The sequence below is a fragment of the Kitasatospora sp. NPDC002965 genome (assembly GCF_040611255.1).
Classification (GTDB): Bacteria; Actinomycetota; Actinomycetes; order Streptomycetales; family Streptomycetaceae; genus Kitasatospora.
Genome location: NZ_JBEXNT010000025.1, coordinates 60,031 through 80,104, shown reverse-complemented (window position 1 = coordinate 80,104; position 20,074 = coordinate 60,031). Strand labels below are relative to the sequence as shown.

Genomic DNA, 20,074 nt, shown 5'->3' with positions numbered 1-20,074 from the left:
TGCCGCCGTTCAGCGACGGCGGCAGGAAGGAGGTGGCGACGTCGGCCATCGCGGGGCCACGGCGGGCGCGCAGGCGCCGGGTCCGCGGCAGCGCGCCTCCTGATCCCGGTCCCGATCCAGGCCCGCCCGGGCCCGCCGCGAGGTCACGCAGTCACCCTCCGGCGGCCCGGCCCGGTTCCCTCCACCCCGCCCCGCCCCCGCCTCCCCGGCGGGGGCGGGGCGGCGGGCGATCCGGCGGTCGCGGGCGGCCGGGTGACGGCGACCGGCTGAATTCTCATCCGGCTCCCAGCCGTGCATCACCGCCCTCCCAGCTCCGACCGCCATAGTCGGAGCGTTCTCGAACCGCCGCCGTCACCGTCACCGACCAGGGCAGGAGCCGACCGGGCATGGGCCAGCACCGCCGCCACCGACCACGCCGCAGCCTCCTGGCCCGTGCCGCGGTGGTCACCACGGCCCTCTCCGTCCTCACCGCCGCCGCCGTCCTCGCGGGCAGCCACGGAGCGACCTCCGAGGCGACCGCCGCCCGGCCGCCCGCCCCGGCGTTCGCGACCGCGGCCCCGGCCGCGCCCGAACTCCCCGCCGCCACCGGAGCGGCCTCGCCCGCCCCCGCGACCGCCGACGCCGGGCCCTCCTCGGCCGCCACCGACCCGCCCGCACCGGCGGACGCCACCGCCGCGCCCTCCCCGGTCGGCACCTCCCCGGCCGCGACCGCGCCGGGCACCACCGCCGTCGCGCCCGCCACCGCCGAAGCCGCCACCGTCGGCGCACTGTTCACCGGCGGCGTCCGGCCGGGCAACCACTTCTGCACCGCCAGCGTGCTGCACAGCAGCACCGGCAACCTGCTGCTCACCGCCGCCCACTGCCTGGACGACCCGGCCGGCGTCACCTTCGCCCCCGGCTACCGCGACGGCCGGGCCCCGTACGGCACCTGGCGGGTCACCGCCGTGCACACCACCACCGGCTGGTCCCGGGACGGCGACCCGGACGAGGACTTCGCCGTCCTGGAGACCGCCGCCGACGCCTCGGGCCACCGGGTCGAGGAGGTGGTCGGCGCCAACCCGCTCGGCACCGACGAGGACTTCGGCGCCACCGTCCGCCTCTACGGCTACCCCTCCGGCAGTGAGGAGCCGCTCCTCTGCACCAACGTGACCGGCCGCCACAGCGCCTACCAGCGGGTCGTCGACTGCCCCGACTACCCCGGCGGCACCAGCGGCGGCCCGTGGATCTCCACCACCACCGGCCGGGTCGTCGGCACCATCGGCGGCTACCAGGAGGGCGGCGACACCCCCGACACCTCGTACAGCGCCTACTTCGACCACACCGTCGCCGCCCTCTACGCGGAGGCGCTCGCCGCGGCCGGCTCCTGACCGCCGTAGCGGCGCCGGTGCAGTCCGAGTGAGCGCACCCGGGCGTCCGCGGACGGCACCGCCGTCGGCCCGCAACAACCGACCGCCCGGAACCAGGCCGCGCGCCAGGCGGCGATCCGGTCCCCGGGGATGCCGCAGCAGCGGACGTAGGTGACCAGGAGCGGCTCCGAGGGCATCCGGAGCCCGGCCAGGACGTCCGCCAGGGTGCTGCGCGGCAGCACCCCGAAGCCGCCCGTCCGGGCCCGCTCCTGGAGTTCGCGCAGCGAGGGCTGCCCGGCGGCCAGCCGCAGCCGGTGCATGGCCTCCAGCAGGTGGGCCGGTTCGTAGACCAGCTCGACCCGGCGGGCCCGGCCGCCCGGCGGTGCCCGGTCCGGCCGCCGGTCGGCGCGGGCCGCCGCGGTGCCCGCTCCGGTGGCGGCCCGCTCCCAGCGCTGCCGCGCCTCGCGGACCGAGGCCCCGCAGGCCGCCGCGTACGCCTCGACCACCCCCAGCCGGGGCAGTGCGGAGCCGCTGTCGGCCCGTGACAGCGTGGCCGAGGAACACCCGGACCGGGTGATCCGGCCGGCCATCTGCCGGTAGGTGAGGCCGGACTCCGCGCGCAGGGCGCGCAGCCACTGGGCCAGTTCGTAGTGCGGTGCCGCCGATGGCATCGCATTCTTGCGTCGCGCCATTGCCGCCCTCCCCACGGCGTGCCGCCCGGTCGGCCGGTGTTCCCGGTAACGGCCGGAACCTGGTCCGACCGGTTCGGCCAGCCGACTGCGGTGCGATGTCGTGAATCGCCTCGAATGACGTTCCGGGTGGTACACGTATGGGTGCGACCACGGTAGTCACCGGGTTCTACCAAGGTCAATGCCCTTTGCCTCTTCTTTGCATCGTCCCGCGTTGTGGGAGATACCACCGCAGTGTCTTGCGGGGAGCCGTTGATTCAATTCGTCCGGAATGCGGCGGAACGGATTCCGCCGCCCTGGCCTGGGTGAAGCCGGGCCCGGCGGGCGTCCGGCCGGCGTGATTGTCCGGCGCCGCCGGGCCGAGTGGCCCTTGCGGCAGCCTTTACCGGTCTGTTGGCATTGGCGGCGTCCGCAGCGGTATTTAGGAACTCTCGGAGGAGGCATTATGTCGCCCACGGAAAACGCCGATTTCAACGTCCTGGTCGAGCTGCTCAAGGACGTCAAATCCGGCCTGGAAGACCAGCCGATCACCCAGGCCGACTCGGTGGTCGAGGACCTCGGGCTGGATTCCCTGGACCTTCTTCAGCTGGCCCGGAAAATCAACCGCAGGCTCGGCGTCGACTTCGACCTCGACAGCTGGAACGAGACCGCGGCCGAGCACCGCCGCACGGTCGGCTCGATCCTGGCCGTGGTCGAGGCGGCCCAGCGTGTCTGAGCGGCCCTCGACCGAGTCCGGCACCGGCCGGGTCGCCCTGGTCACGGGCGGCTCGCGCGGCATCGGCGCGGCCGTCGTGCACCGCCTCGCCGCCGAGGGCCTGACCGTGCACCTGGTCTACCGCGAGGCCGAGGAGGCCGCCCGGAACGTCGTCGCCGCCGTCACGGCGGCCGGCGGCCGGGCGGTCGCCCACCGCGCCGACGTCGCGGACGAGAAGCAGGTCGTCGACCTGGTCGAGCGGATCGCCGACCTGGAGGGCGCGCTGCACGTCCTGGTCAACAACGCGGCCGTGATCGACGACCGGCTGGTCGCCGCGACCCCGACCGCGCACTGGGAGCGGGTGCTCCGGATCAACCTGACCGGGCCCTTCCTGGCCTGCCGGGAGGTCCTCCCGGTCATGCTCGACCAGGGGTGGGGCCGGATCGTCAACATCTCGTCCAACTCGGTGCGGATCCCCGGCCCGGGTCAGAGCGCCTACGCGGCCGCCAAGGGCGGGCTGGAGGCACTCACCCGCACGCTGGCCGTCGAGGTCGGCCGCAAGGGCATCCGGATCAACACCGTCGCCCCCGGCAAGGTGCGCACCGAGATGACCGACGCCGTCGCCGAGCGGCTCGGTTCGGACGGCGCCGGCACCCGCTGGGGCCTGCCCGAGGACATCTCCGGCCTGGTCGCCTTCCTGGCGGGGGACGAGGCCGACTACATCCAGGGCCAGACCTTCACGGTGGACGGCGGCCGGCTGGTGATGCGGGCCGCGGCCGGCGCCCGGCCGCGCCGGGCGGGGGTGCCCGCGTGAAGTACTGGGAGGACCTGGTGGGCGCGCCCGACCACCGGTTCGGTCCGCTGGTCTTCGGCGGCGACCTGCTCGACCGCCTGCTCGACCTGATGGGCGAGAAGCACCCCGTCCACGACGACGACGCCTTCGCCCGGGCCCTCGACCGCACCCGGCGGATCGTGCCCGGCGGCTTCATCCACTCGATCACCTCCGGCTGGGTCGTCCAGCACGGCTCGCCGGCCGCCGTCGTCGGCCTGCGGACGCTGGCCTGGGACTTCGTCCGCCCGCTCTACCCCGACACCCCGTTCTGGTTCACCACCCGGACCGGCCGGGCCGTCGAGATCGACGACCGGCTCGGGCTGGTCGAGTCCACCCGGCGGGTGCACGACGAGGACGGCCGGGTGTACGCGATCGGCCGGATGAGCGTGGTGGTGCTGCGCCGGGCCGCGGCCGTCGCGCTCACCCCCCGAACGGACCCGGCCGCCCCGGGAACCACCACCGAGCCGGCGCGGGCGACGACCGCCCCCGCCCGGACCAGCGAGAGGACAGACCGATGACCGACGACTCCGCGAACCACCCGCCGGCCCCGGTGCCCGGGCCGCTCTCGCCCCGCCCGCTGGAGGGCCGGGTGGCCCTGGTCACCGGCGGCTCGCGCGGCATCGGCGCCGGCATCAGCCGCAAGCTCGCGGCCTGGGGCGCCACCGTGGCGATCAACTACGTCGACCGGGGCGGACCGGCGAAGGAGCTCGCCGCCGAACTCACCGCGGCGGGAGCCAAGGTGACCCTGCACCGGGCCGACCTGTCCGAGGCGGAGGCCGCCGAGGAGCTGATCGCCGAGGTCGCCGAGGCCCACGGCGACCTGCACATCCTGGTCCAGAACGCCGCGGCCACGAAGTTCTCCCTGCTGGAGGACGCCACGCTCGGCCAGTGGCAGTTCGTCCAGGACACCAACGCCCGGGCCACCTGGCTGCTGGCCAAGCACGCGGTGCCGCTGATGAAGGGCCGCCCCGGCGCCCGGTTCATCACCATCACCAACTCGACCACCACCCGGATCGTGCCGCGCGCCGGTCTGCTCGGCGCCGCCAAGGCCGCCCTGGAGAACCTCACCCGGTTCCTGTCCTACGAGCTGGCGCCGCACGGCATCGTCGCCAACTGCGTCCGCCCGGGCCTGGTGCAGACCGGCGTCTTCAACGTCCGGCCCGACTTCAACCACGGGGTGCGGCACGAGCTCTCGGTCACCCCGTGGACGGAGGGGCAGATGACCACCCCCGAGAACAGCGCCGACGTGGTCGCCATGCTCTGCCTGGACGAGGCCGCCTGGATCGTCGGGCAGACCATCACGGTGGACGGCGGCTACGCGCTCTGGGGCAACCTCAACAGTCCGCTGCGGGTGGGGGAGTGACACCGGGAAGGGGGGAGTCGCCATGTCCGAGGTGATCGTGACCGGTACCGGGGTGGTCTCCCCGGCCGGTCTGGGCACCGAACCGCTCTGGTCCGCGATGGCCGCCGGCCGGTCGTTCTTCGACTCGGACGGGCCGCTGCCCTGGCCGGTGGCCGCCGTCGACCGCGGCACCGTGGGCTGGCCGCCCGGCAAGCCCTGGGTGGACAACCGCAAGTACGCCAACCTGGCCGCCTACTGGGCGGTCGAGGCGGCCCGGCTCGCCCTGCGGCAGGCCGGCCGCGACCCGGACGCCCCGGACCACCCCGGCTGGGGGGACCCGGAGCGCGGCGGCACCGTGATGGCCGTCGGCAGCACCGGGGACGAGCTGGGCGACGTGATGCCCAGACTCGCCGGGATGGCCCTGGACGACCCGCGCCCCCTCGCCACCCTGCTCTACGAGGAGGTGCCGGACTACTCCTACATCCGCGGCATCCCCTCCCAGCTGGGCCAGTTCGTCTGCATGACGACAGGCTTCCGGGGCTCCAACGTCGCCGCCTACGGCGAGGTGGCGGCCGGTGGCCTCGGCGCCCTGGCGCTCGCGCTGCGGCTGCTGGAGAGCGGTGAGCTGGAGCGGGTGCTGGTGGTCGGGGTGGCTCCGCCGTCCTCGGTCACCGCGCTCGCCTCCTTCGACCGGGACGAGCCGATCGGCACCGAGGCCGTCCCCGGCCGCGGCCCGTTCGACGAGGACCGGGCCGGTCCGCTGCTCGGCCAGGGCGCCGCCGCCGTCCTGCTGGAGCGGGCCGCTCCGGCGGACGCTCCGGCGCCCCGGGCCCTGGCCCGGCTGCTCGCCTGCGAGACGGTGGTCGCCGCCGACCGGGCGAGCGCGACCGGCCTGGCGGTGCGGGCGGCGCTCCGCCGGTCCGGCGGCCGGCCCGACCTCTGGTGGGCGCACGGCTCGGGCTCGCAGACGGCCGACCGGGAGGAGTGTTCGGCCGTCCTGCCGCAGGTCGGCGCGGTGCCGGTGACGAGCAGCAAGGGCACCCTGGGCCTCGCCACCGAGTGTTCGGCGCTGATCGACACCGCGCTCGCGGTGGAGTCGCTGCGGCGCGGCCAGCTGCCGCCGGTCGGGCTGCTGCGGCGTCCCGACCCCCGGTTGGGAGGCCCGGACACGGTGACCGGGACGGCCCGCCCGGTGCCGGGCCTGGGCACCGCGCTGATCACCGGGGTCGACCACGGCCGGGGTACCGCCTCGGCGGGCGCCCTGGTGCTCGGCGGCGTCACGGGAGCCCCGGGCGACCACCACGCACGGCGGGAGGAGGAGCAATGACGGACGACGACATCGTGATCACCGGGATGGGCGTGGTCACCCCGATCGGCGCGACCGTGGAGGACTTCTGGGAGGCCAACCTGGCCGGCCGGTCGGGCGTGGTCGCCGAGACCCGGATGGACCTCGGCGGACTGCCCTGCGGCTGGGCCGCCGGGCTCATCCCCGACGACGTCCGGAAGGAGGTCGCCGAACGCTGGGGCGGCCCGGACCGCACCTGGGGCGACACCCTGCTGCACTGCGTGGTGGACCAGGCGCTCGGGGACGCCGGGATCACCGGCCCGATCGGCGGCGAGGCCGCCGGACTGGTCTGGTCCCGGGTCTGGCCCGGGCCGAGCGGCTCCTTCCCGCAGGACTACGCCGTCCACTTCCGGGAGCTCGGCGAGCGGTACCGGAGGATCGGGAACGACCCGGCCGTCGTGCTGGAGAACCTGCGGAACCGGCGGCTGTCGGCGGAGGCCTCGGACCACTCGGCCTTCCCGGTCGAACTGGCCGGACGCCTCGGCGTCCCGCTGATCGCCTCCCGGGTGGAGGCCACCTGCTCGGGCGGCCTGCGCTCGATCGCCGAGGCGGTCCGGCTGCTGCGGCTGGGCCGGGTGGAGGTCGCCGTGGTGGCGGTCTCGGTGTCCCGCAACACCCAGTACGTGCTCTCCCAGTACGGGCAGCTGATGGCGCTGTCCCGCTGGAAGGGCGACCCGGCCCACTCCTCGATGCCGTTCGACCGGCGCCGCTCCGGCATGGTGATCAACGAGTCGGCCGGCGCGCTGGTCCTGGAGACGGCGGCCCACGCCGCACGGCGGGGCGTGACCGAGACGCACGCCGTGGTCGGGGGCTGGGGCCTGGCGGTGGACACCACCCACATCACCGCGCCGCAGGTCGGCATGGTCGAGCGGGTGATGCGCACCGCGATCGCCGGGTCCGGACTGACACCGGACGACATCGACACCGTCAACGCGCACGGGACGTCCACCAAGCTCAACGACATCACCGAGGCCCGGGCGCTGCACCGGGTGTTCGGCGAGCGGACGGCGGAACTCGACGTCTGCGCGGTGAAGTCGCTCACCGGGCACGGTTCCGCCGCGTCCGGGGTGGTGGAGACGGTGGCGGCGGCGCTCACCCTCGGGCGGGGCGTCATCCCGCCGGTGGTGACCTGCACCGAGCCCGACCCGGCCTGCGCGGTGAAGACCTCGCTCACCCCGGTGGAGCGCCCGGTGAGCACGGTGCTGAAGAACTCCTTCGGCTTCGGCGGGCAGTACGCGTCGATGGTCTTCCGGCGTCCGGAACGACCGCGCCCGGCGCCGGTCCGGTGAGCGGCGGGAGGGCGGTGCCCGCGGTGGACCTGCCGGTCGAGGTGATCGAGCCGGTCGGCGGGCACCGTGCGACCGTCCTGTGGCTGCACGGTCTCGGTCAGGAGCCGGAGAGCCTGATCGAGGTGGCCGACCGGATGGGGCTGGACCGGGCGGGGATCCGCGGGGTCTTCCCGCGGGCGCCGCTGCGGCCGATCGGCCGGGTCTCCGGCGAGCCGGCGCGGGCCTGGTTCCAGCAGGACGTCTTCTCGCTGGACCACCCCGGTCCGGAGTCGCTGCCGAGCGTGCTCGCGGTGGAGCGGCGGCTGCGCGCGGTGCTGGACGAGGAGACGGCCCGGGTGGGAGCCGGGCGGACGGTGGTCGCCGGGTTCTCGCAGGGGGCGCTGATGTCGCTGGTGCTGGCCCTGCGGTACCCGCAGCGGCTGGCCGGGCTGGCGCTGTACGCGCCGTTCCTCCCGGAGGAGGCCGTCCCGTTGCTGGCCTCCCGCCGGTCGGCGGTCGCGGCGGACCTGCCGGTCTGGATCGGTCACGGCGCGTTCGACTGGGTGATCCCGGAGCAGAGCGGGGCGAAGGTGCGGGACGTGCTGGCGGACTGGGGGCACCCGGTGCGCTGGCAGCGGTACCGGGCCGGCCACGAGGCGTTCGGTGGGGTGAAGCGCGGGCTGCCCGCCTTCCTCGACCGGGTGCTCGGCCCCGCCGGGGGCTGACCGGCGGGCCCGAACGGGGGCCGGGCTTCGAGACTCCTCTCGAAGCCCGGCCCCTGCGGCACGATCCCTCGCACAGGAAGTCGGTCCGGCCGACTTCCTGTGCGAGGGGCGGCGGCCGGTCCCGAAGCCCGGACCTCACTCCGTGGTCACGTGCCGAGGACGCCTGCCACATTTCCCGGATTGTCCAGCCAGACCGTGTTCGTGTCCGGGGCCACGGTGAGCCCGTAGCGGTCGAGCCCCGGCCGCCCGTCGGCCAGCCAGGCCGAGGCGGCGGCCGTCAGCTCGGCCCAGAGGGCGCGCGGGCCACCCTGGTAGGCCCGCGCGGTGCCGTCGCTCCGGCTTTCCAGCACCGCCCACGATCCGTCGGGGCCGAGGAACCACCGGCCGGTGACGCCGTCGGCCGCCAGGCGTAGCCGGGTCGTGCCGGGCAGGGCGAGTTGTGCGATCCACAGGAACGCGGGGTCGTCCAGGGTGTCGGGGTGAACGGCCGGGGCGAGGCCGGCGGCGTCGTCCCGGGAGCGGACGGCCGCGCGCATGAGGGGGCCGATCTCGGGCCGCTCGGTCTCGCGGGAGGGCATGAACGAGACGTCGGAGTCGATAAATCGACCCTGCGCTTCCCCTTGGCCCACGTGCAGTTTCACGTAGCCGTAGGCGCCGAGGCTGCCCACCAGCGACACCACGATGACCGCGCCGGGCGCCGCCTGGGCCAGCCATGCGGCCGGGACGCGGCCGGGCGAGTACGTGGCGATGATCCGGTCGTATGGTCCGTTGATCGGGTCGCCCTCGGCGCCGTCGCCCACGACCAGGCGGGGGCGGTGGCCGATGGAGGCGAGCCGTTCGCCGTCGGCGGCAGAGAGACCGGCGTCGTGCTCCACGCTGGTGACGTACCGGTCGCCGAGCCGGGCACACAGGAGCGCGGTGGAGTATCCGGTGCCGGTTCCCACTTCGAGTACGTTCGCGCCGTCCGGGACGTCCAGGTCTTCGAGCATCCGCACGACGACGCCTGGCAGCGTCGAGGAGCTGGTGGGTGTCCCGGTGACGGGTTCGCCGCCCGGCTTGGTGGCTCCGTGGTCGAGCTGGGTGACCCACGTCGTGTTCCGGTAGGTCAGCCGCAGCCATTCCCCCGGGTCGGTGTCCCGGCCGACGGCGGTGTAGCGGGTGATGCCGTCCGGGCCGTCCAGGGCGGCGTAGAAGGACGGCAGGAAGACGTGCCGGGGAACGGCCAGCAGCGCGTCCCGCCATTCCGGCGTGCGCAGGGAGCCGCCGTGCTCCAGTTCCTTCGCCAGCGCGAGCCGAAGCCCGTGGGCGGTTGCCTCGATTCCGTCCGGGATGTCACTCACCTGCGTTGCCCTTCTCCAGGAGGTCTGCGATGGCGCGCGAGATGGGCACGCCCGTTCTGTGCTCGATCCACGACCACTGGCCGTTGGGGTTCACTTCGAGGAAGCGCCAGTCCCCGGCCGGCGTCACGATGAAGTCGAACGCCCCGAAGTCGAGTCCGAAGGCGCGCATGAACGCGGACACGCGCTCGCGCACCGGGGCTGGGACGGTGGTCGGCCTGTACGTGAGGCTCTTGTAATCGGTGCGCCAGTCGATCCTGGCCGCGTCGGATCCGGCGTGGATCTCCACGGGAAAGAACCGGTCGCCGACCACGGTCAGTCGGACCTCGTGGGACTTGTCGATCCATTCCTGGAAGAGGTGGGCGCACAGGCGTACCGAGTCGTCCAGCTCCGCCGGGTCGAGAACGACCGTGTCCACGGGCGCGCCGAGGCTCTTGGTGATGATCGGGCCGTCGAGTTCGGCGGCGAACTTCCGTGCGGCCCCGGGGTCGTTGGTGATGATGCTGCGCGGCGGGTCCAGCCCCAGGCGTCGGGCGGTGGCGAGCTGCCAGGGCTTGTGGTTGGCGTCCAGGTCCCGCGCGGGGTGGTTGATCCACAGGCAGGGAAGGGCTACGGCGACCCCGACGAAGCCGGCCCGCGACTGGGCGGCGGCGAACCGCCGCCCAGCCTCGGACATGCCGTCGGGCAGCCGGAACTCTTCGGGCCTGCGGAAGTACACCGACCGGACGCGGGAGAGGTCGAGCGAGCGGTACCCGTCGTCGAGTACACCGGCCCACCTGTCTTCGAGCGTCGCGGTCAGGGTGAGTTCGGTCGGGAACTCGGCGGTGTCGCACCGGAACACCGGGACACCTCGGTCGTTCAGGTGCTCGACCACCAGATCCGCAGTCGAGTCGAGCCGGTGTGTGAGGACCAGCACCGCCTCGCCGTCAGGCTCCGTCACCGCAGTTCTCCTAGTAGAAGTCGGTGCCTTCGTCGTTCTTGCTGTCGGAGTTGGTGTTGCTGCTGGTCTCTCCGCTGGCGGTGTGCGCCCAGGGGTTGCCGTCGGACGTGACGGCGATCTGCAACTCCCGGTCGTACGTGACGCCGGTGGTGCCGGCCGGCTCGCTGGTCTGCCGCGCCGCGTAGCGCATGGCGAACGGCTGCCGCTCAGGGGCGGTGGTGGTCACAGGTCTCCTCCTTACGTGTTGAGCTCGTAGGGGTCGTTCGCGTCGATGCCTTCCCGCCCGATGTCACGGAGCGTTGGGCCTTCGCTACGGACGAGGCTAGGAGTCAGCGCTCTTCGTCACCAACTGAGTTGCGTGAAGTTGCGGGGATTTACCCGAGGGAGTCGATCGCAGCGGTGACAAGGGTCCGCGCCGGCTGGCCGTAGACGGCGAAGCCTTGCAGCTCGGCGAAGGTCCCGACGTAGTCCCGGACCTCGGAGGGGGCGGTGATCGTGACCCTGGCGGTCACCAACTCGACCTCGACGAGCCGGTCGTCGAGGACGTGGAAAGTCTCCACCGGCCACAGCGTGCGCCTGGCCGTGAAGGGGATGACGCCGAGGCTCACTCGGGGAAGCGACATCACGGAGAGAAGGTGGCCCAGCTGGCCGGCCATGACATCGGACTCGGCGATCCGGTAACGCAGGACCGATTCCTCGATGAGGCACACGACGCGGTGGCTTCCCTCGTACATCGGCCGGGTGCTCTTCATCCGCTGGTCAACGGCCTGTTCCAAGTCGTCCGGCGAAGTCGCCTCGGCGGCGAACCGGGAGAGGATTGCGGCGGCGTATCCATGGGTCTGAAGCATTCCCGGGATCACGTCGGAGGAGTAGAAACGCAGCAGCCGCGATTCAGCGTACGCACGGGTGTAGGTCTCCTGGAGCTGCCGGAGACCCGCACGCTGAAGACGCTTCCACTCCATGTACATCGAGGCGACCGAGCGCGAGACGGCGATCAGCTCGGGGATCATCCCTTCCGCTCCGCAGGCGGTGCACCAGGCCCGGATGTCGGAGTCGGAAGGGGCGGCTTCGGCCTTCTGAAGCCGCGAGGTCTTCGCCGGGTGCCAGCCGCAGAGGGCCGACAACTCACGCCCGGTGAGCCCCGCGTCCTTGCGCAGGTGCTGAAGATGGTCGGCAAGCGCCCGCCGGGCGGCCTGGGCAGCGGAGAGCGGGGACTCGGGCATGGCGGGCAGGGAGCGTTTCCGGACGTCAGACGGTGTAGCGATTGTGAGGGACAGCGCGCTGCCACACCGTTTCGAACGCGGTGGAGACCATCGCCACCGTGGCGGGGTCCTCGGTGTACTCGTGCCCGGCCCACTCACCGTCGCCGGCGAACCAGTGGAACAGGACGAGACGTTCGTCGATCAGCCAGAGGTCGTTGCCCGGCAGCGCGATGTCGGAGGCGAGCCGACGGGGCAGCCAGCGCACCTGTTCGCCTGCCGCAATGTTCACCGGGGTTAGGGCATGTTCCCAACGGATGTAGTCGGTGACCGGCTCGGACACGACCCGGGCCCGGCGCAGCGAAACGCCACGGCCGACCGTCTCCCGTACGAGCGGTACCCATTCGCTCCAGCCCTCCGAATCCGGGTCCAGATCGACCTTGCCGGAGCGCTTGAACTCCTCGATCTCGTCGGTCTCGCCGGCCAGGCCGTAGAAGTCACGCATCTCCAGGTGGACGGCCGTCCGCTGTGCTCCCTTCAACAGGGCGGAAAAGTCCGGCAAGTTCTGCGTCATCGCACGCCTTCCTCAGGACCGGGATCATTCGCATGGGGATCCGAACGACGGCTTCGTGGTCAGGGATGCCCCGTGCGTGACCGGGTACCCAGTCCGTCCCACAGATCCGGGCCTCAAGCACGGCATCCGCCTTCCAGCCCTGGATGACGATCTCGCACTTCTCGTCCTCGATCCACACCGTCGGTGAGCCGCCAGTCTTGCTGTCGGGGTCCATCCCGACGAAACCAAGCCTCATGGTGATCTCCAGCGTCCGACCCGTTGCGGGTAGTTGCAACGTCCACGGTTTCGCACTGGGATCGAAGCATCAAGGGCGCGTGGGCGCACACCCCCGGCGGCCCCTCGCGGGCGCGAGGGGCCGCCGGAACGACCCGCTAGCTGCTGCTGCCGAGGTGGTCGAGTTCGCCGGCCTTGATGGTGCGGAGGAGGTCGGCGAAGGTGGCGGGGGTGGTGCGGAGGATGACGTCGCCGTCGTCGGATTCACGGACTTCGATCAGCCCGCCCACGGTGCGAACCTCGACGCATGCGTTACTCGACCCGGAGTAGCTGGACTTCTGCCATATGGGGCTACCCATGTTTGCGCTCTACCTCATTCTTGATGGAACGGATGAAGTTTCGTGAGTCATCTTCCGGGAGAGCCACTGTGGCCATACGGGCGAGGATCTCGCGGTAGCTTGACAGGCTAGAAGGAGCGTCGAAGAGCGGGCAGCCGAAACTGATGTCAATCTGCACGGTGTCCAGCTCAGGGACTGGACCCTCGGTGTAGACGAAGTTCTCGCTGGGGCCAGGCAGAGCCTCGACATCGAACGGGACGACCCGAAGCGAGATCCCCGAGCTCCTGGAGTCTTCGATGAGCGCGCCGAGTTGTTCGGCAAGTGCCGCTCGCCCGCTGAACTGCATGCGGAGTGCGGCCTCGTGGATGAACGCCAGGTAGGGCGTCGCACCCGATCGGACAATCTGCTGCCTTCGCAAGCGGTAGGCCATCCGAATGTCGACCTCAGAGCGCGGCAACGGTGGAAGCGCACGAGCGAACACCGACGCTGCGTATGCCGGGGTCTGGAGCAGCCCAGGCACAAAGGTGATCGAGTAGGTGGAGATCCGCCGGGCATGGCCCTCGATCGCAGCCACGTCAAGCAGATCGGTGTCCAGGCTGTGGCTGTACTCATCCCACCAACCCGGCTCTCGCTCCTTGATCATGTCGGCGAGTGCGTCGATCAGAGGTCCGTTGGTGCACTTGCAGGCGGTCGCGATCTCGCGTAGGCGCTCCACACTGACGGCCGACTTCCCGTTCTCCATCTGGGTCACCAGGGCGGGCGTCACCCCAAGCAGGCGGGCGAGCTGACTGCCTCCGAAGCCGGCCGACTCACGCATCCTCCGGAGTTCGGCGCCGAGGCGGCGCTGGCGAAGGGTTGGATTCTGGCGAAGGGCCATGGCGTCCTCTCAGGTGATACCGACGCCAGTGTGCCGCGCCGCCGGAGGACGGGGCCACCAGGGTACGGACGAGCCGCCCCGAGGAGGCGGGTATCCCACTCAAGGTGGAACTTCTCGCAGCTGGATTAACTTTAAGAGCCAGTGCGCTATGGTCTATCTCACAGCGATCCGACGGATCGTCAGTAACGCTCGTCTGTTGGGGCGGTAGGTGCCTGCTGCCCTCTTGCACCGCAGAGCAGCCATGGCCGGGCCTGGCTCACGGTGACGTCTCCGTCCTCGCCTCTCCTCCCCACTCGCACGACCTCACTCGGAGGTTCCCCATGCGTGCCTTCAACCCGCCCGACTGGTCCGCCGCCCGCGAGGAGCTGCGCACCGCGCTCACCCTCTCCTCCTGGCCCGACGACCTCATCGCGGACGCCGAACTCGCCCTCCACGAGCTGTACGTCAACGCCTGGCGCCACGCGGGCTGCCAGGCCCCGACCGTCGTGGTCGTCCTCCTCCCCACCCGCACCGTCCGCGTCTCCGTCGCCGACGACAGCCCCACCCTCCCCGAACCCCGCACCTCCGCCGACCCCTACGAGCTCTCCGGGCGCGGCCTCCACCTCGTCCGCTCCCTCACCCACCGCTTCGGCGCCGACGCCGCCAAGAACGGCAAGCGCGTCTGGTTCGAGCTGGACGCCGCCGCGTGAGCCGGCGACCGACCCCGCCCCCCTCGGGAAGGGGCCGCCCCACGATGGGCGTCGTCGTCCCCATCCCGCGCCCGCACATCGAGCGCACCACCGTCCCCTACCTCACCGTCGAGTCCGTTCCCGACGCCGACCTCCAGCTCCGCTTCCCCGTCGACCTCGACATCAACGCCGCCCCCGGCGACCACCTCGCCGTCCCCCTCACCCGCGCCCAGGCCCGCGACCTCCTCGAAAGCCTCGCCCACCACCTCGGATACCTCCGATGACCGACTACCTCGTCGCCACCGCCTTCGCCGTCCTCCTCGCCCTCGCCCTCGCGACCGTCGTCGTCGGCGTGGTCACGAGCCTGCGAATCGAGGACACCCCACCCCCACCCCCCATCACCCGCCACGGCCGCTGGGAACTGCGCCACCACCCCGACGGCACCACCGAATACGCCTGGATCGCCCGCCAGGCCGGCCACTTCAGCCCCGAAACCCGCCCCCACCCCTACCAGCGACAGAACCCCCGGGGCCGCCACCGCATACCTCACTGACCGAACCGCCCTCCTCGCCCCGTCGGAGTCCTCCGGCGGGGTGGAGCGTCAGGAGGCCCCCGGCTCGGCGCCGCCCCCGTCCTCGGGCGGAGCCGGAGGCGGGTCGCCGAACACGCCGGCCATGGTGCCGAGCGCGTCGTCGACGGTGAGCAGCGCCGCCAGCATCCGCAGCTGCTCGGGAGTGCCCGTCGGCACCTCCCCGGCCTGTCGGGGGATCCGTGCGCGGACCGCCTGGTAGCCCGCTCCGGGACGGCGTCCGATCGACCGCCGGACCGCCGCGGTGTTCGCCGCCACCGCCCGGTTGAGCCGGGCCACCCGGGGATCCGACCAGAGCGCCGGGTCGGCTACCGCCCCGTCCACCAGCACGCGCAGCGGGGCCTCGCAGGCGCTGACGGCGTCCACCACGTCCGCCCGGTAGGGCCGGTCGGCCGGCGACCCGCCCCCACGCCCGGTCAGCCGCCGCGTCAGCCGGCCTGCGCTCCGCTCGGCCCGCAGCGGGCGGGCCATCAGCCCGAGTTGCTCGACGCCGTACGCGAACCGCGCCCGGCCGCGCAGCAGGGCGGGCCGGTCGGTACCGGCGACACCCAGCAGGTCGGTCAGCGCGGCCAGCGCGTCGGCGGTGCGCCGCCGCAGCACGTCCCGGGTCCGGAGCGGGAGGACCAGCCAGGCCGCCGCGATGCCGACGGCCGCGCCGAGGCCGATCGCCGCCAGCCGGGTGCGCAGCAGGTCGTCCGAGCCCTGGCCGAACCACCCGTACAGCAGCGAGAGCACGGCGGTGACGCACCCGGCCCAGTAGGCGTAGCTGAGTTCGCGCAGCCAGGTGGCGAGCGCCAGGACCGCGAAGATGAGCACGACGGCGGCGTCCTCGTGCGGGCCGAACGAGCCCGCGACGGCCGTGGCGACGACCGTGCCCGCAGCCGCGCCGACCGCCCGCAGCAGTCCCTTGAAGAGGACGTCGGCCCGGCCGCGCGCGCCGCTGCACACGATGAACGCGGTGAGCACCACCCAGGCCCAGTGGTCCGGCCAGACGGCCCGCCCGGCGAGGAACGCCCCGCCCACGGCGCCCGCCATCTGGAGGGCCATCCGGGTGTGGACGAGTGGCCGCCACCGGGCCGCCGGTCGGGGTTCCGGTGCCGCGCCGCCCGGGTCGGCCGGTTCCGGGGCCGGTGCGGGCGGCCGGACGGGGGCGGGCACCAGCCCGGTCCGGACGGCGACGGCCTGGGCCGTGGCCACCCAGGCGCCGGAGACCAGCGCGATCAACGCGACCCACAGGGTGTGGTCGTGGCCGGGGAGCGGCCCGGCGTCCGGCGGCATGACCAGCAGGGCGATCAGCGGCAGCACCAGCAGGCCGCCCGCCCGCCCGGCTCGCGGGCCGAACCGGCGGACCCAGATCGGCAGCGCCGTCCCGAGGGTGAAGAGGACGTCGCCGAGGTTCGGGTGGAGGGTCATCAGCCGCCCGACCTCGGCGGCGCCCGCGGCGGCGGCCGGCAGGACGGCGAGCCCCAGCAGCCGGTCGTACCGGTCGGCGGTGAGCTGGACCCGTGCGGCGGTGGCCGCCAGCACCACGGCCTGGACGACCACGTCGACCCGCAGGTGCGCGAGGTGCTCGATCAGCAGCGCGGAGCCGTAGGCGGCCAGCATGGCGGCCGTGGTGACGGCGGTCTCGCGGAGCAGCAGCAGCCCCGGGTCGAAGCGGACGGCCCGGCGTAGCCCGGAGAAATACTTACTCATCACGTACGGATTTCTCCCTTGCCTGCTGGCGCTGACCGAGGAACCGACGGAGTTCTCCCACGCGAAGTGGTAAGTGTTAGCGTAGCAATATGGAGATCGACCAGCCATGGCTCAGCGAGGCGGCGGAGATCCGCCAGGGCACCACCCGACTGGCCCGCCGACTGCGGTCCGAGCGCGCGGGGGAGGGCCTCAGCCTGAACAAGCTGAGCGTGCTCGGGCACCTGCTCCGGTACGGCCCGATGTCGCCGGGGGCACTCGCCGCGGCCGACCACCAGCAGCCGCAGTCGCTCACCCGGGTGTTCGCCGAACTGGAGCGCGACGGCCTGCTCCGCCGGGTCCCGGACGAGCGGGACCGCCGCCAGTCCGTCCTCCACCTCACCGCGGACGGCCGTACCGCGCTGGCCCACGACATGGCGGGCCGGGACGCCTGGCTGGCGGACGCCCTGGAGGCCCTCACCGAGACCGAACGCGAGGTCCTCCGCCTCGCCGCGCGTCTGATGGACCGCCTGGCCGACACCGCCGACCGGCCCTGACAGACCCTGACCGCCCCCGACCGCCCGCTCGGATCCGCACCCACCCGGATCCGCACCCCCCCCGGAGCGGCCCCGACTAGCGCTTCAGGGACCGGTACCGCTTGAGCAGGGCGGTGAGCCGGACCGGGTCCGCCGCGCCGTTCAGCTCGACGAGCAGGTCGTCCGGGCAGAGCTCGTAGTGGTCACCCCACCACCGCTGCACCTTGTTGTCCCGGATCCGGTAGCCGCCCGGCACGCCCCTGGCCACGTAGCGGCGCCTGCCCATGAAGCCCCCGCCCCACCGCGCGTCCTGAAAACGAATCAGGCCCAGTCCCGCGGTAACTTACCGCTGGCCTGGGCCTGTTCAGCACTTCTTGCGAAGTGCCCCCGGCAGGATTCGAACCTGCGCACCCGCCTCCGGAGGGCGGTGCTCTATCCCCTGAGCTACGGGGGCCTGCTTGTTGTCGTCGCCTTCGCTCCGACGTGGAGAACATTACCAGGCTCCGGGCGTGCTCCGTGCACGGGTTTCGCGGGAGGTCGGACGGGGGGTCGGGCGGGCGGCGGGGTGACGGGCCGGGGGACCGGTGGAGCCGGTCGGGGCGGGAGGGGGCGGACAGGGGGCGGCCAGGGGGGAGCGGAAGTGCGGAAAGGCCGGACGGGGCGGCGGGCCCGCCGATACCCTCGGTGAGGTGTCGGGAGTGTCCGGGCGGGTCCTCGTGGTGGACGACAGCGAGGTGATCCGTCAGCTGATCAGGGTCAACCTGGAGCTTGAGGGCTTCGAGGTGGTGACCGCCGCCGACGGTGCCGAGTGCCTGGAGGTGGTCCGCCGGGTGAAGCCCGACGTGGTGACGCTGGACGTGGTGATGCCGCGGCTGGACGGCCTGCGGACGGCGGCCAGGCTGCGGGCGGCGCCGGGCACGCGGCGGCTGCCGATCGCGATCGTGAGCGCCTGCACGCCGGCGGACCTGGACCTGGGGGAGTCGGTCGGGGTGGACGGCTACCTGGGCAAGCCCTTCGACCCGGCGGACCTGGTCGCGCTGGTGCGGCGGTTGAGGGAGCTGGGCGACGGCGCCGGGGAGGCGGCTGGATTTCGCCCTCAGCGAACAGACGGTATCGATCGGGGCTGAGCACGGCGCCCGGGCGTCTCGACCGGCAAACCGAGTGGCGGACGCCCCTCCCACCTCGCCTACGCTTGGCGTCGTGACCCCCGCAGAGCTTTCCCAGGCAGTCCAGGCCGCAGTGAGCGCCGCCGTCGAGGCGGGCGAGCTGGCCGTCGCCGTGCCCGAGCACGTGACGGTCGAGCGGCCCAAGAACAGGGACCACGGCGACTACGCGACCAACGTGGCCCTCCAGCTCGCGAAGTCGGCCGGCCGGCCGCCGCGAGCCGTGGCCGACCTGGTGGCCGCCCGCCTGCGTGAGCTGCCCGGGGTCGCCAAGGTCGACATCGCCGGGCCGGGCTTCCTGAACATCACCTTCGACGCCGCCACCCAGGGCGAGCTGGCCCGCACCATCGTCGAGGCCGGCGCCACGTACGGGCACAACGACGCCCACAAGGGCCTGAAGATCAACCTGGAGTTCGTCTCCGCCAACCCGACCGGCCCGATCCACATCGGCGGCGTCCGCTGGGCCGCCGTCGGCGACTCGCTGGCCCGGGTGCTGCGCGCCACCGGCGCCGACGTCACCACCGAGTACTACCTCAACGACGCCGGCGTGCAGATCTCCAAGTTCGCCGGCTCGCTGAAGGCCGCCGCCAACGGGCTGCCGGTGCCGGAGGACGGCTACGTCGGCGAGTACATCGCGGACATCGCCAAGGCGATCGTGGACGGCGTGCCGGGCGTGCTCGACCTGCCCGACGCCGAGCAGCTCCAGGCCTTCCGCGTCGAGGGCCTCAAGCTCATGGTGGCCGAGATCCAGCGCTCGATGGAGGAGTTCGGGACCCACTTCGACGTCTGGTTCTCGGAGAAGTCGCTGCACGACTCCGGCGCCGTCGAGAAGGCCATCGAGCGGCTGCGCGAGCAGGGCCACGTCTTCGACCAGGACGGCGCGATCTGGCTGCGCACCACCGACTTCGGTGACGACAAGGACCGCGTCCTGGTCAAGGCCGACGGCGAGACCACCTACTTCGCCGCCGACGCCGCGTACTACCTCTCCAAGCGGGACCGCGGCTCCGAGGTCTCGGTCTACATGCTGGGTGCGGACCACCACGGCTACGTCAACCGCCTCAAGGCCATCGCGGCCTGCGCGGGCGACGACATGGACCGCAACATCGAGGTCAAGATCGGCCAGTTCGTGAAGATGATTCGCGACGGCGAGGAGGTCCGCATGTCCAAGCGGGCCGGCAACATCATCACGATCGACGACGTCGTCGACTGGATCGGCGTGGACGCGGCCCGCTACACCCTCGGCCGTACCCCCACCGACTCCACCATCACGCTCGACATCAACGTGCTGACCAGCCAGACCAACGAGAACCCGGTCTACTACGTCCAGTACGCCCACACGCGGATGTGCGGTGTCGCGCGCAAGGCCGTCGAGCTCGGCGTCGACAAGGGCGCGGCCGCCGACTTCAAACCCGAGCTGCTCGCCACCCAGTGGGAGAACGACATCCTCGGCGTCCTCGGCGAGTTCCCGAAGGTCCTGGCCACGGCGGGCGAGCTGCGCGAGCCGCACCGGGTCGCGCGGTACCTGGAGGTCCTCGCGGGCAAGTACCACCGCCTGTACGAGAACTGCATGTTCCTGCCCAAGGGCGACGAGGAGCTCAACGACACGCACCGGGCCCGGCTCTGGCTGGTCGAGGCCACCCGCACGGTCATGGCCAACGGCCTCACGCTCCTGGGCGTGACGGCGCCCGAGCGGATGTAGCACCACCCCCAAGCGCACAGCGGGGGCGG

General features: G+C 72.8%; 24 protein-coding genes and 1 tRNA gene. 14 read left to right on the top strand and 11 right to left on the bottom strand.

The features are described from left to right. Window positions 1-386: 386 nt before the first annotated feature. The gene (locus ABZY91_RS13610) at window positions 387-1,367 is read left to right on the top strand and encodes a serine protease (RefSeq protein WP_355402178.1); all 981 of its coding nucleotides are present in this window, start codon (window positions 387-389) and stop codon (window positions 1,365-1,367) included. On the opposite strand, the gene ABZY91_RS13605 is transcribed toward ABZY91_RS13610, so the two are convergent. Beyond that, entirely contained in the window at window positions 1,334-2,038 is a 705-nt protein-coding gene (locus tag ABZY91_RS13605; protein ID WP_355402176.1) for a helix-turn-helix transcriptional regulator, read from the bottom strand. The genes ABZY91_RS13610 and ABZY91_RS13605 overlap by 34 nt on opposite strands. A gap of 442 nt (window positions 2,039-2,480) precedes the next feature. Here ABZY91_RS13605 and ABZY91_RS13600 point away from each other — a divergent pair, with 442 nt between their 5' ends. From ABZY91_RS13600 to ABZY91_RS13570, 7 genes are read left to right on the top strand one after another with little or no spacing between them, the layout of a single operon-like run. Continuing rightward, window positions 2,481-2,750, top strand: coding sequence for a phosphopantetheine-binding protein (locus ABZY91_RS13600; RefSeq protein ID WP_329883051.1), 270 nt, complete (start codon window positions 2,481-2,483; stop codon window positions 2,748-2,750). Continuing rightward, window positions 2,743-3,543, top strand: a complete 801-nt coding sequence (locus tag ABZY91_RS13595; protein WP_329883050.1) for a 3-oxoacyl-ACP reductase family protein — start codon at window positions 2,743-2,745, stop codon at window positions 3,541-3,543. The genes ABZY91_RS13600 and ABZY91_RS13595 overlap by 8 nt, the downstream gene beginning before the upstream one ends. Next, window positions 3,540-4,079: a MaoC family dehydratase gene (locus tag ABZY91_RS13590; protein ID WP_329952232.1), complete on the top strand. Its 540-nt coding sequence runs from the start codon at window positions 3,540-3,542 to the stop codon at window positions 4,077-4,079. Before ABZY91_RS13595 ends, ABZY91_RS13590 begins: the two co-directional genes overlap by 4 nt. Then, window positions 4,076-4,924, top strand: coding sequence for an SDR family oxidoreductase (locus ABZY91_RS13585; protein WP_329883048.1), 849 nt, complete (start codon window positions 4,076-4,078; stop codon window positions 4,922-4,924). The genes ABZY91_RS13590 and ABZY91_RS13585 overlap by 4 nt, the downstream gene beginning before the upstream one ends. 22 nt (window positions 4,925-4,946) lie before the next feature. Further along, a complete protein-coding gene (locus ABZY91_RS13580; RefSeq protein ID WP_355402173.1) occupies window positions 4,947-6,230 on the top strand; it encodes a beta-ketoacyl synthase N-terminal-like domain-containing protein in 1,284 nt (427 codons plus the stop codon). Beyond that, a complete protein-coding gene (locus ABZY91_RS13575; protein WP_329952230.1) occupies window positions 6,227-7,537 on the top strand; it encodes a beta-ketoacyl-[acyl-carrier-protein] synthase family protein in 1,311 nt (436 codons plus the stop codon). Before ABZY91_RS13580 ends, ABZY91_RS13575 begins: the two co-directional genes overlap by 4 nt. A gap of 14 nt (window positions 7,538-7,551) precedes the next feature. Next, entirely contained in the window at window positions 7,552-8,241 is a 690-nt protein-coding gene (locus ABZY91_RS13570; RefSeq protein ID WP_355402171.1) for an alpha/beta fold hydrolase, read from the top strand. Between the two features lie 146 nt (window positions 8,242-8,387). On the opposite strand, the gene ABZY91_RS13565 is transcribed toward ABZY91_RS13570, so the two are convergent. From ABZY91_RS13565 to ABZY91_RS13535, 7 genes are all read right to left on the bottom strand, one after another. After that, window positions 8,388-9,581, bottom strand: a complete 1,194-nt coding sequence (locus tag ABZY91_RS13565; protein ID WP_355402169.1) for a methyltransferase — start codon at window positions 9,579-9,581, stop codon at window positions 8,388-8,390. Next, window positions 9,574-10,518, bottom strand: a complete 945-nt coding sequence (gene tgmB / locus ABZY91_RS13560; protein ID WP_355402167.1) for an ATP-grasp ribosomal peptide maturase — start codon at window positions 10,516-10,518, stop codon at window positions 9,574-9,576. The genes ABZY91_RS13565 and tgmB overlap by 8 nt, the downstream gene beginning before the upstream one ends. A gap of 10 nt (window positions 10,519-10,528) precedes the next feature. Continuing rightward, entirely contained in the window at window positions 10,529-10,744 is a 216-nt protein-coding gene (gene tgmA / locus ABZY91_RS13555) for a putative ATP-grasp-modified RiPP (protein WP_355402165.1), read from the bottom strand. Window positions 10,745-10,892: 148 nt separating this feature from the next. Beyond that, the gene (locus ABZY91_RS13550; RefSeq protein ID WP_355402163.1) at window positions 10,893-11,741 is read right to left on the bottom strand and encodes a helix-turn-helix transcriptional regulator; all 849 of its coding nucleotides are present in this window, start codon (window positions 11,739-11,741) and stop codon (window positions 10,893-10,895) included. 25 nt (window positions 11,742-11,766) lie between these two features. After that, complete coding sequence (locus tag ABZY91_RS13545) at window positions 11,767-12,291, bottom strand: DUF6879 family protein (protein ID WP_355402161.1); 525 nt, start codon at window positions 12,289-12,291, stop codon at window positions 11,767-11,769. A gap of 371 nt (window positions 12,292-12,662) precedes the next feature. Next, window positions 12,663-12,863: a DUF397 domain-containing protein gene (locus ABZY91_RS13540; protein ID WP_355402160.1), complete on the bottom strand. Its 201-nt coding sequence runs from the start codon at window positions 12,861-12,863 to the stop codon at window positions 12,663-12,665. Continuing rightward, window positions 12,856-13,719 carry a helix-turn-helix transcriptional regulator gene (locus ABZY91_RS13535; RefSeq protein WP_355402158.1) on the bottom strand — a complete coding sequence of 288 codons (864 nt, stop codon included), beginning with the start codon at window positions 13,717-13,719 and terminating at the stop codon, window positions 12,856-12,858. Before ABZY91_RS13535 ends, ABZY91_RS13540 begins: the two co-directional genes overlap by 8 nt. Window positions 13,720-14,039: 320 nt before the next feature. Here ABZY91_RS13535 and ABZY91_RS13530 point away from each other — a divergent pair, with 320 nt between their 5' ends. The 3 genes from ABZY91_RS13530 to ABZY91_RS13520 are packed head-to-tail and all read left to right on the top strand — an operon-like array spanning window position 14,040 to window position 14,940. Continuing rightward, the gene (locus tag ABZY91_RS13530; protein ID WP_329883037.1) at window positions 14,040-14,408 is read left to right on the top strand and encodes an ATP-binding protein; all 369 of its coding nucleotides are present in this window, start codon (window positions 14,040-14,042) and stop codon (window positions 14,406-14,408) included. Between the two features lie 44 nt (window positions 14,409-14,452). Next, entirely contained in the window at window positions 14,453-14,671 is a 219-nt protein-coding gene (locus ABZY91_RS13525; protein ID WP_329883036.1) for a hypothetical protein, read from the top strand. Further along, window positions 14,668-14,940 carry a hypothetical protein gene (locus ABZY91_RS13520; protein ID WP_355402155.1) on the top strand — a complete coding sequence of 91 codons (273 nt, stop codon included), beginning with the start codon at window positions 14,668-14,670 and terminating at the stop codon, window positions 14,938-14,940. Before ABZY91_RS13525 ends, ABZY91_RS13520 begins: the two co-directional genes overlap by 4 nt. 48 nt (window positions 14,941-14,988) lie before the next feature. Here ABZY91_RS13520 and ABZY91_RS13515 read toward each other — a convergent pair whose 3' ends face one another. Beyond that, window positions 14,989-16,671, bottom strand: coding sequence for an FUSC family protein (locus ABZY91_RS13515; protein ID WP_355402153.1), 1,683 nt, complete (start codon window positions 16,669-16,671; stop codon window positions 14,989-14,991). A gap of 89 nt (window positions 16,672-16,760) precedes the next feature. Between ABZY91_RS13515 and ABZY91_RS13510 the strand changes: the two genes are divergently transcribed. Next, a complete protein-coding gene (locus ABZY91_RS13510; RefSeq protein ID WP_329948555.1) occupies window positions 16,761-17,204 on the top strand; it encodes a MarR family transcriptional regulator in 444 nt (147 codons plus the stop codon). Window positions 17,205-17,280: 76 nt separating this feature from the next. Here the strand turns inward: ABZY91_RS13510 and ABZY91_RS13505 are convergent, their stop codons facing one another. Together ABZY91_RS13505 and ABZY91_RS13500 are read right to left on the bottom strand one after the other, a co-directional pair. Then, window positions 17,281-17,469 carry a hypothetical protein gene (locus ABZY91_RS13505; RefSeq protein ID WP_355402151.1) on the bottom strand — a complete coding sequence of 63 codons (189 nt, stop codon included), beginning with the start codon at window positions 17,467-17,469 and terminating at the stop codon, window positions 17,281-17,283. Between the two features lie 96 nt (window positions 17,470-17,565). Continuing rightward, window positions 17,566-17,637: transfer RNA gene (locus tag ABZY91_RS13500), tRNA-Arg, on the bottom strand. A gap of 235 nt (window positions 17,638-17,872) precedes the next feature. On the opposite strand from ABZY91_RS13500, the gene ABZY91_RS13495 reads away from it, so the two are divergent. Together ABZY91_RS13495 and argS are read left to right on the top strand one after the other, a co-directional pair. Then, complete coding sequence (locus ABZY91_RS13495) at window positions 17,873-18,310, top strand: response regulator (RefSeq protein ID WP_329883031.1); 438 nt, start codon at window positions 17,873-17,875, stop codon at window positions 18,308-18,310. A gap of 73 nt (window positions 18,311-18,383) precedes the next feature. Beyond that, the gene (gene argS, locus ABZY91_RS13490; protein WP_355402149.1) at window positions 18,384-20,045 is read left to right on the top strand and encodes an arginine--tRNA ligase; all 1,662 of its coding nucleotides are present in this window, start codon (window positions 18,384-18,386) and stop codon (window positions 20,043-20,045) included. Window positions 20,046-20,074: the final 29 nt, after the last annotated feature.

Excerpts from the sequence above, each read along its gene's own strand:
- ABZY91_RS13610 (WP_355402178.1), top strand. The coding sequence starts at position 387 with ATGGGCCAGCACCGCCGCCACCGACCACGCCGCAGCCTCCTGGCCCGT.
- ABZY91_RS13605 (WP_355402176.1), bottom strand. The coding sequence starts at position 2,038 with ATGGCGCGACGCAAGAATGCGATGCCATCGGCGGCACCGCACTACGAA.
- ABZY91_RS13600 (WP_329883051.1), top strand. The coding sequence starts at position 2,481 with ATGTCGCCCACGGAAAACGCCGATTTCAACGTCCTGGTCGAGCTGCTC.
- ABZY91_RS13585 (WP_329883048.1), top strand. The coding sequence starts at position 4,076 with ATGACCGACGACTCCGCGAACCACCCGCCGGCCCCGGTGCCCGGGCCG.
- ABZY91_RS13580 (WP_355402173.1), top strand. The coding sequence starts at position 4,947 with ATGTCCGAGGTGATCGTGACCGGTACCGGGGTGGTCTCCCCGGCCGGT.
- ABZY91_RS13575 (WP_329952230.1), top strand. The coding sequence starts at position 6,227 with ATGACGGACGACGACATCGTGATCACCGGGATGGGCGTGGTCACCCCG.
- ABZY91_RS13550 (WP_355402163.1), bottom strand. The coding sequence starts at position 11,741 with ATGCCCGAGTCCCCGCTCTCCGCTGCCCAGGCCGCCCGGCGGGCGCTT.
- ABZY91_RS13545 (WP_355402161.1), bottom strand. The coding sequence starts at position 12,291 with ATGACGCAGAACTTGCCGGACTTTTCCGCCCTGTTGAAGGGAGCACAG.
- ABZY91_RS13540 (WP_355402160.1), bottom strand. The coding sequence starts at position 12,863 with ATGGGTAGCCCCATATGGCAGAAGTCCAGCTACTCCGGGTCGAGTAAC.
- ABZY91_RS13535 (WP_355402158.1), bottom strand. The coding sequence starts at position 13,719 with ATGGCCCTTCGCCAGAATCCAACCCTTCGCCAGCGCCGCCTCGGCGCC.
- ABZY91_RS13530 (WP_329883037.1), top strand. The coding sequence starts at position 14,040 with ATGCGTGCCTTCAACCCGCCCGACTGGTCCGCCGCCCGCGAGGAGCTG.
- ABZY91_RS13525 (WP_329883036.1), top strand. The coding sequence starts at position 14,453 with ATGGGCGTCGTCGTCCCCATCCCGCGCCCGCACATCGAGCGCACCACC.
- ABZY91_RS13520 (WP_355402155.1), top strand. The coding sequence starts at position 14,668 with ATGACCGACTACCTCGTCGCCACCGCCTTCGCCGTCCTCCTCGCCCTC.
- ABZY91_RS13515 (WP_355402153.1), bottom strand. The coding sequence starts at position 16,671 with ATGAGTAAGTATTTCTCCGGGCTACGCCGGGCCGTCCGCTTCGACCCG.
- ABZY91_RS13510 (WP_329948555.1), top strand. The coding sequence starts at position 16,761 with ATGGAGATCGACCAGCCATGGCTCAGCGAGGCGGCGGAGATCCGCCAG.
- ABZY91_RS13505 (WP_355402151.1), bottom strand. The coding sequence starts at position 17,469 with ATGGGCAGGCGCCGCTACGTGGCCAGGGGCGTGCCGGGCGGCTACCGG.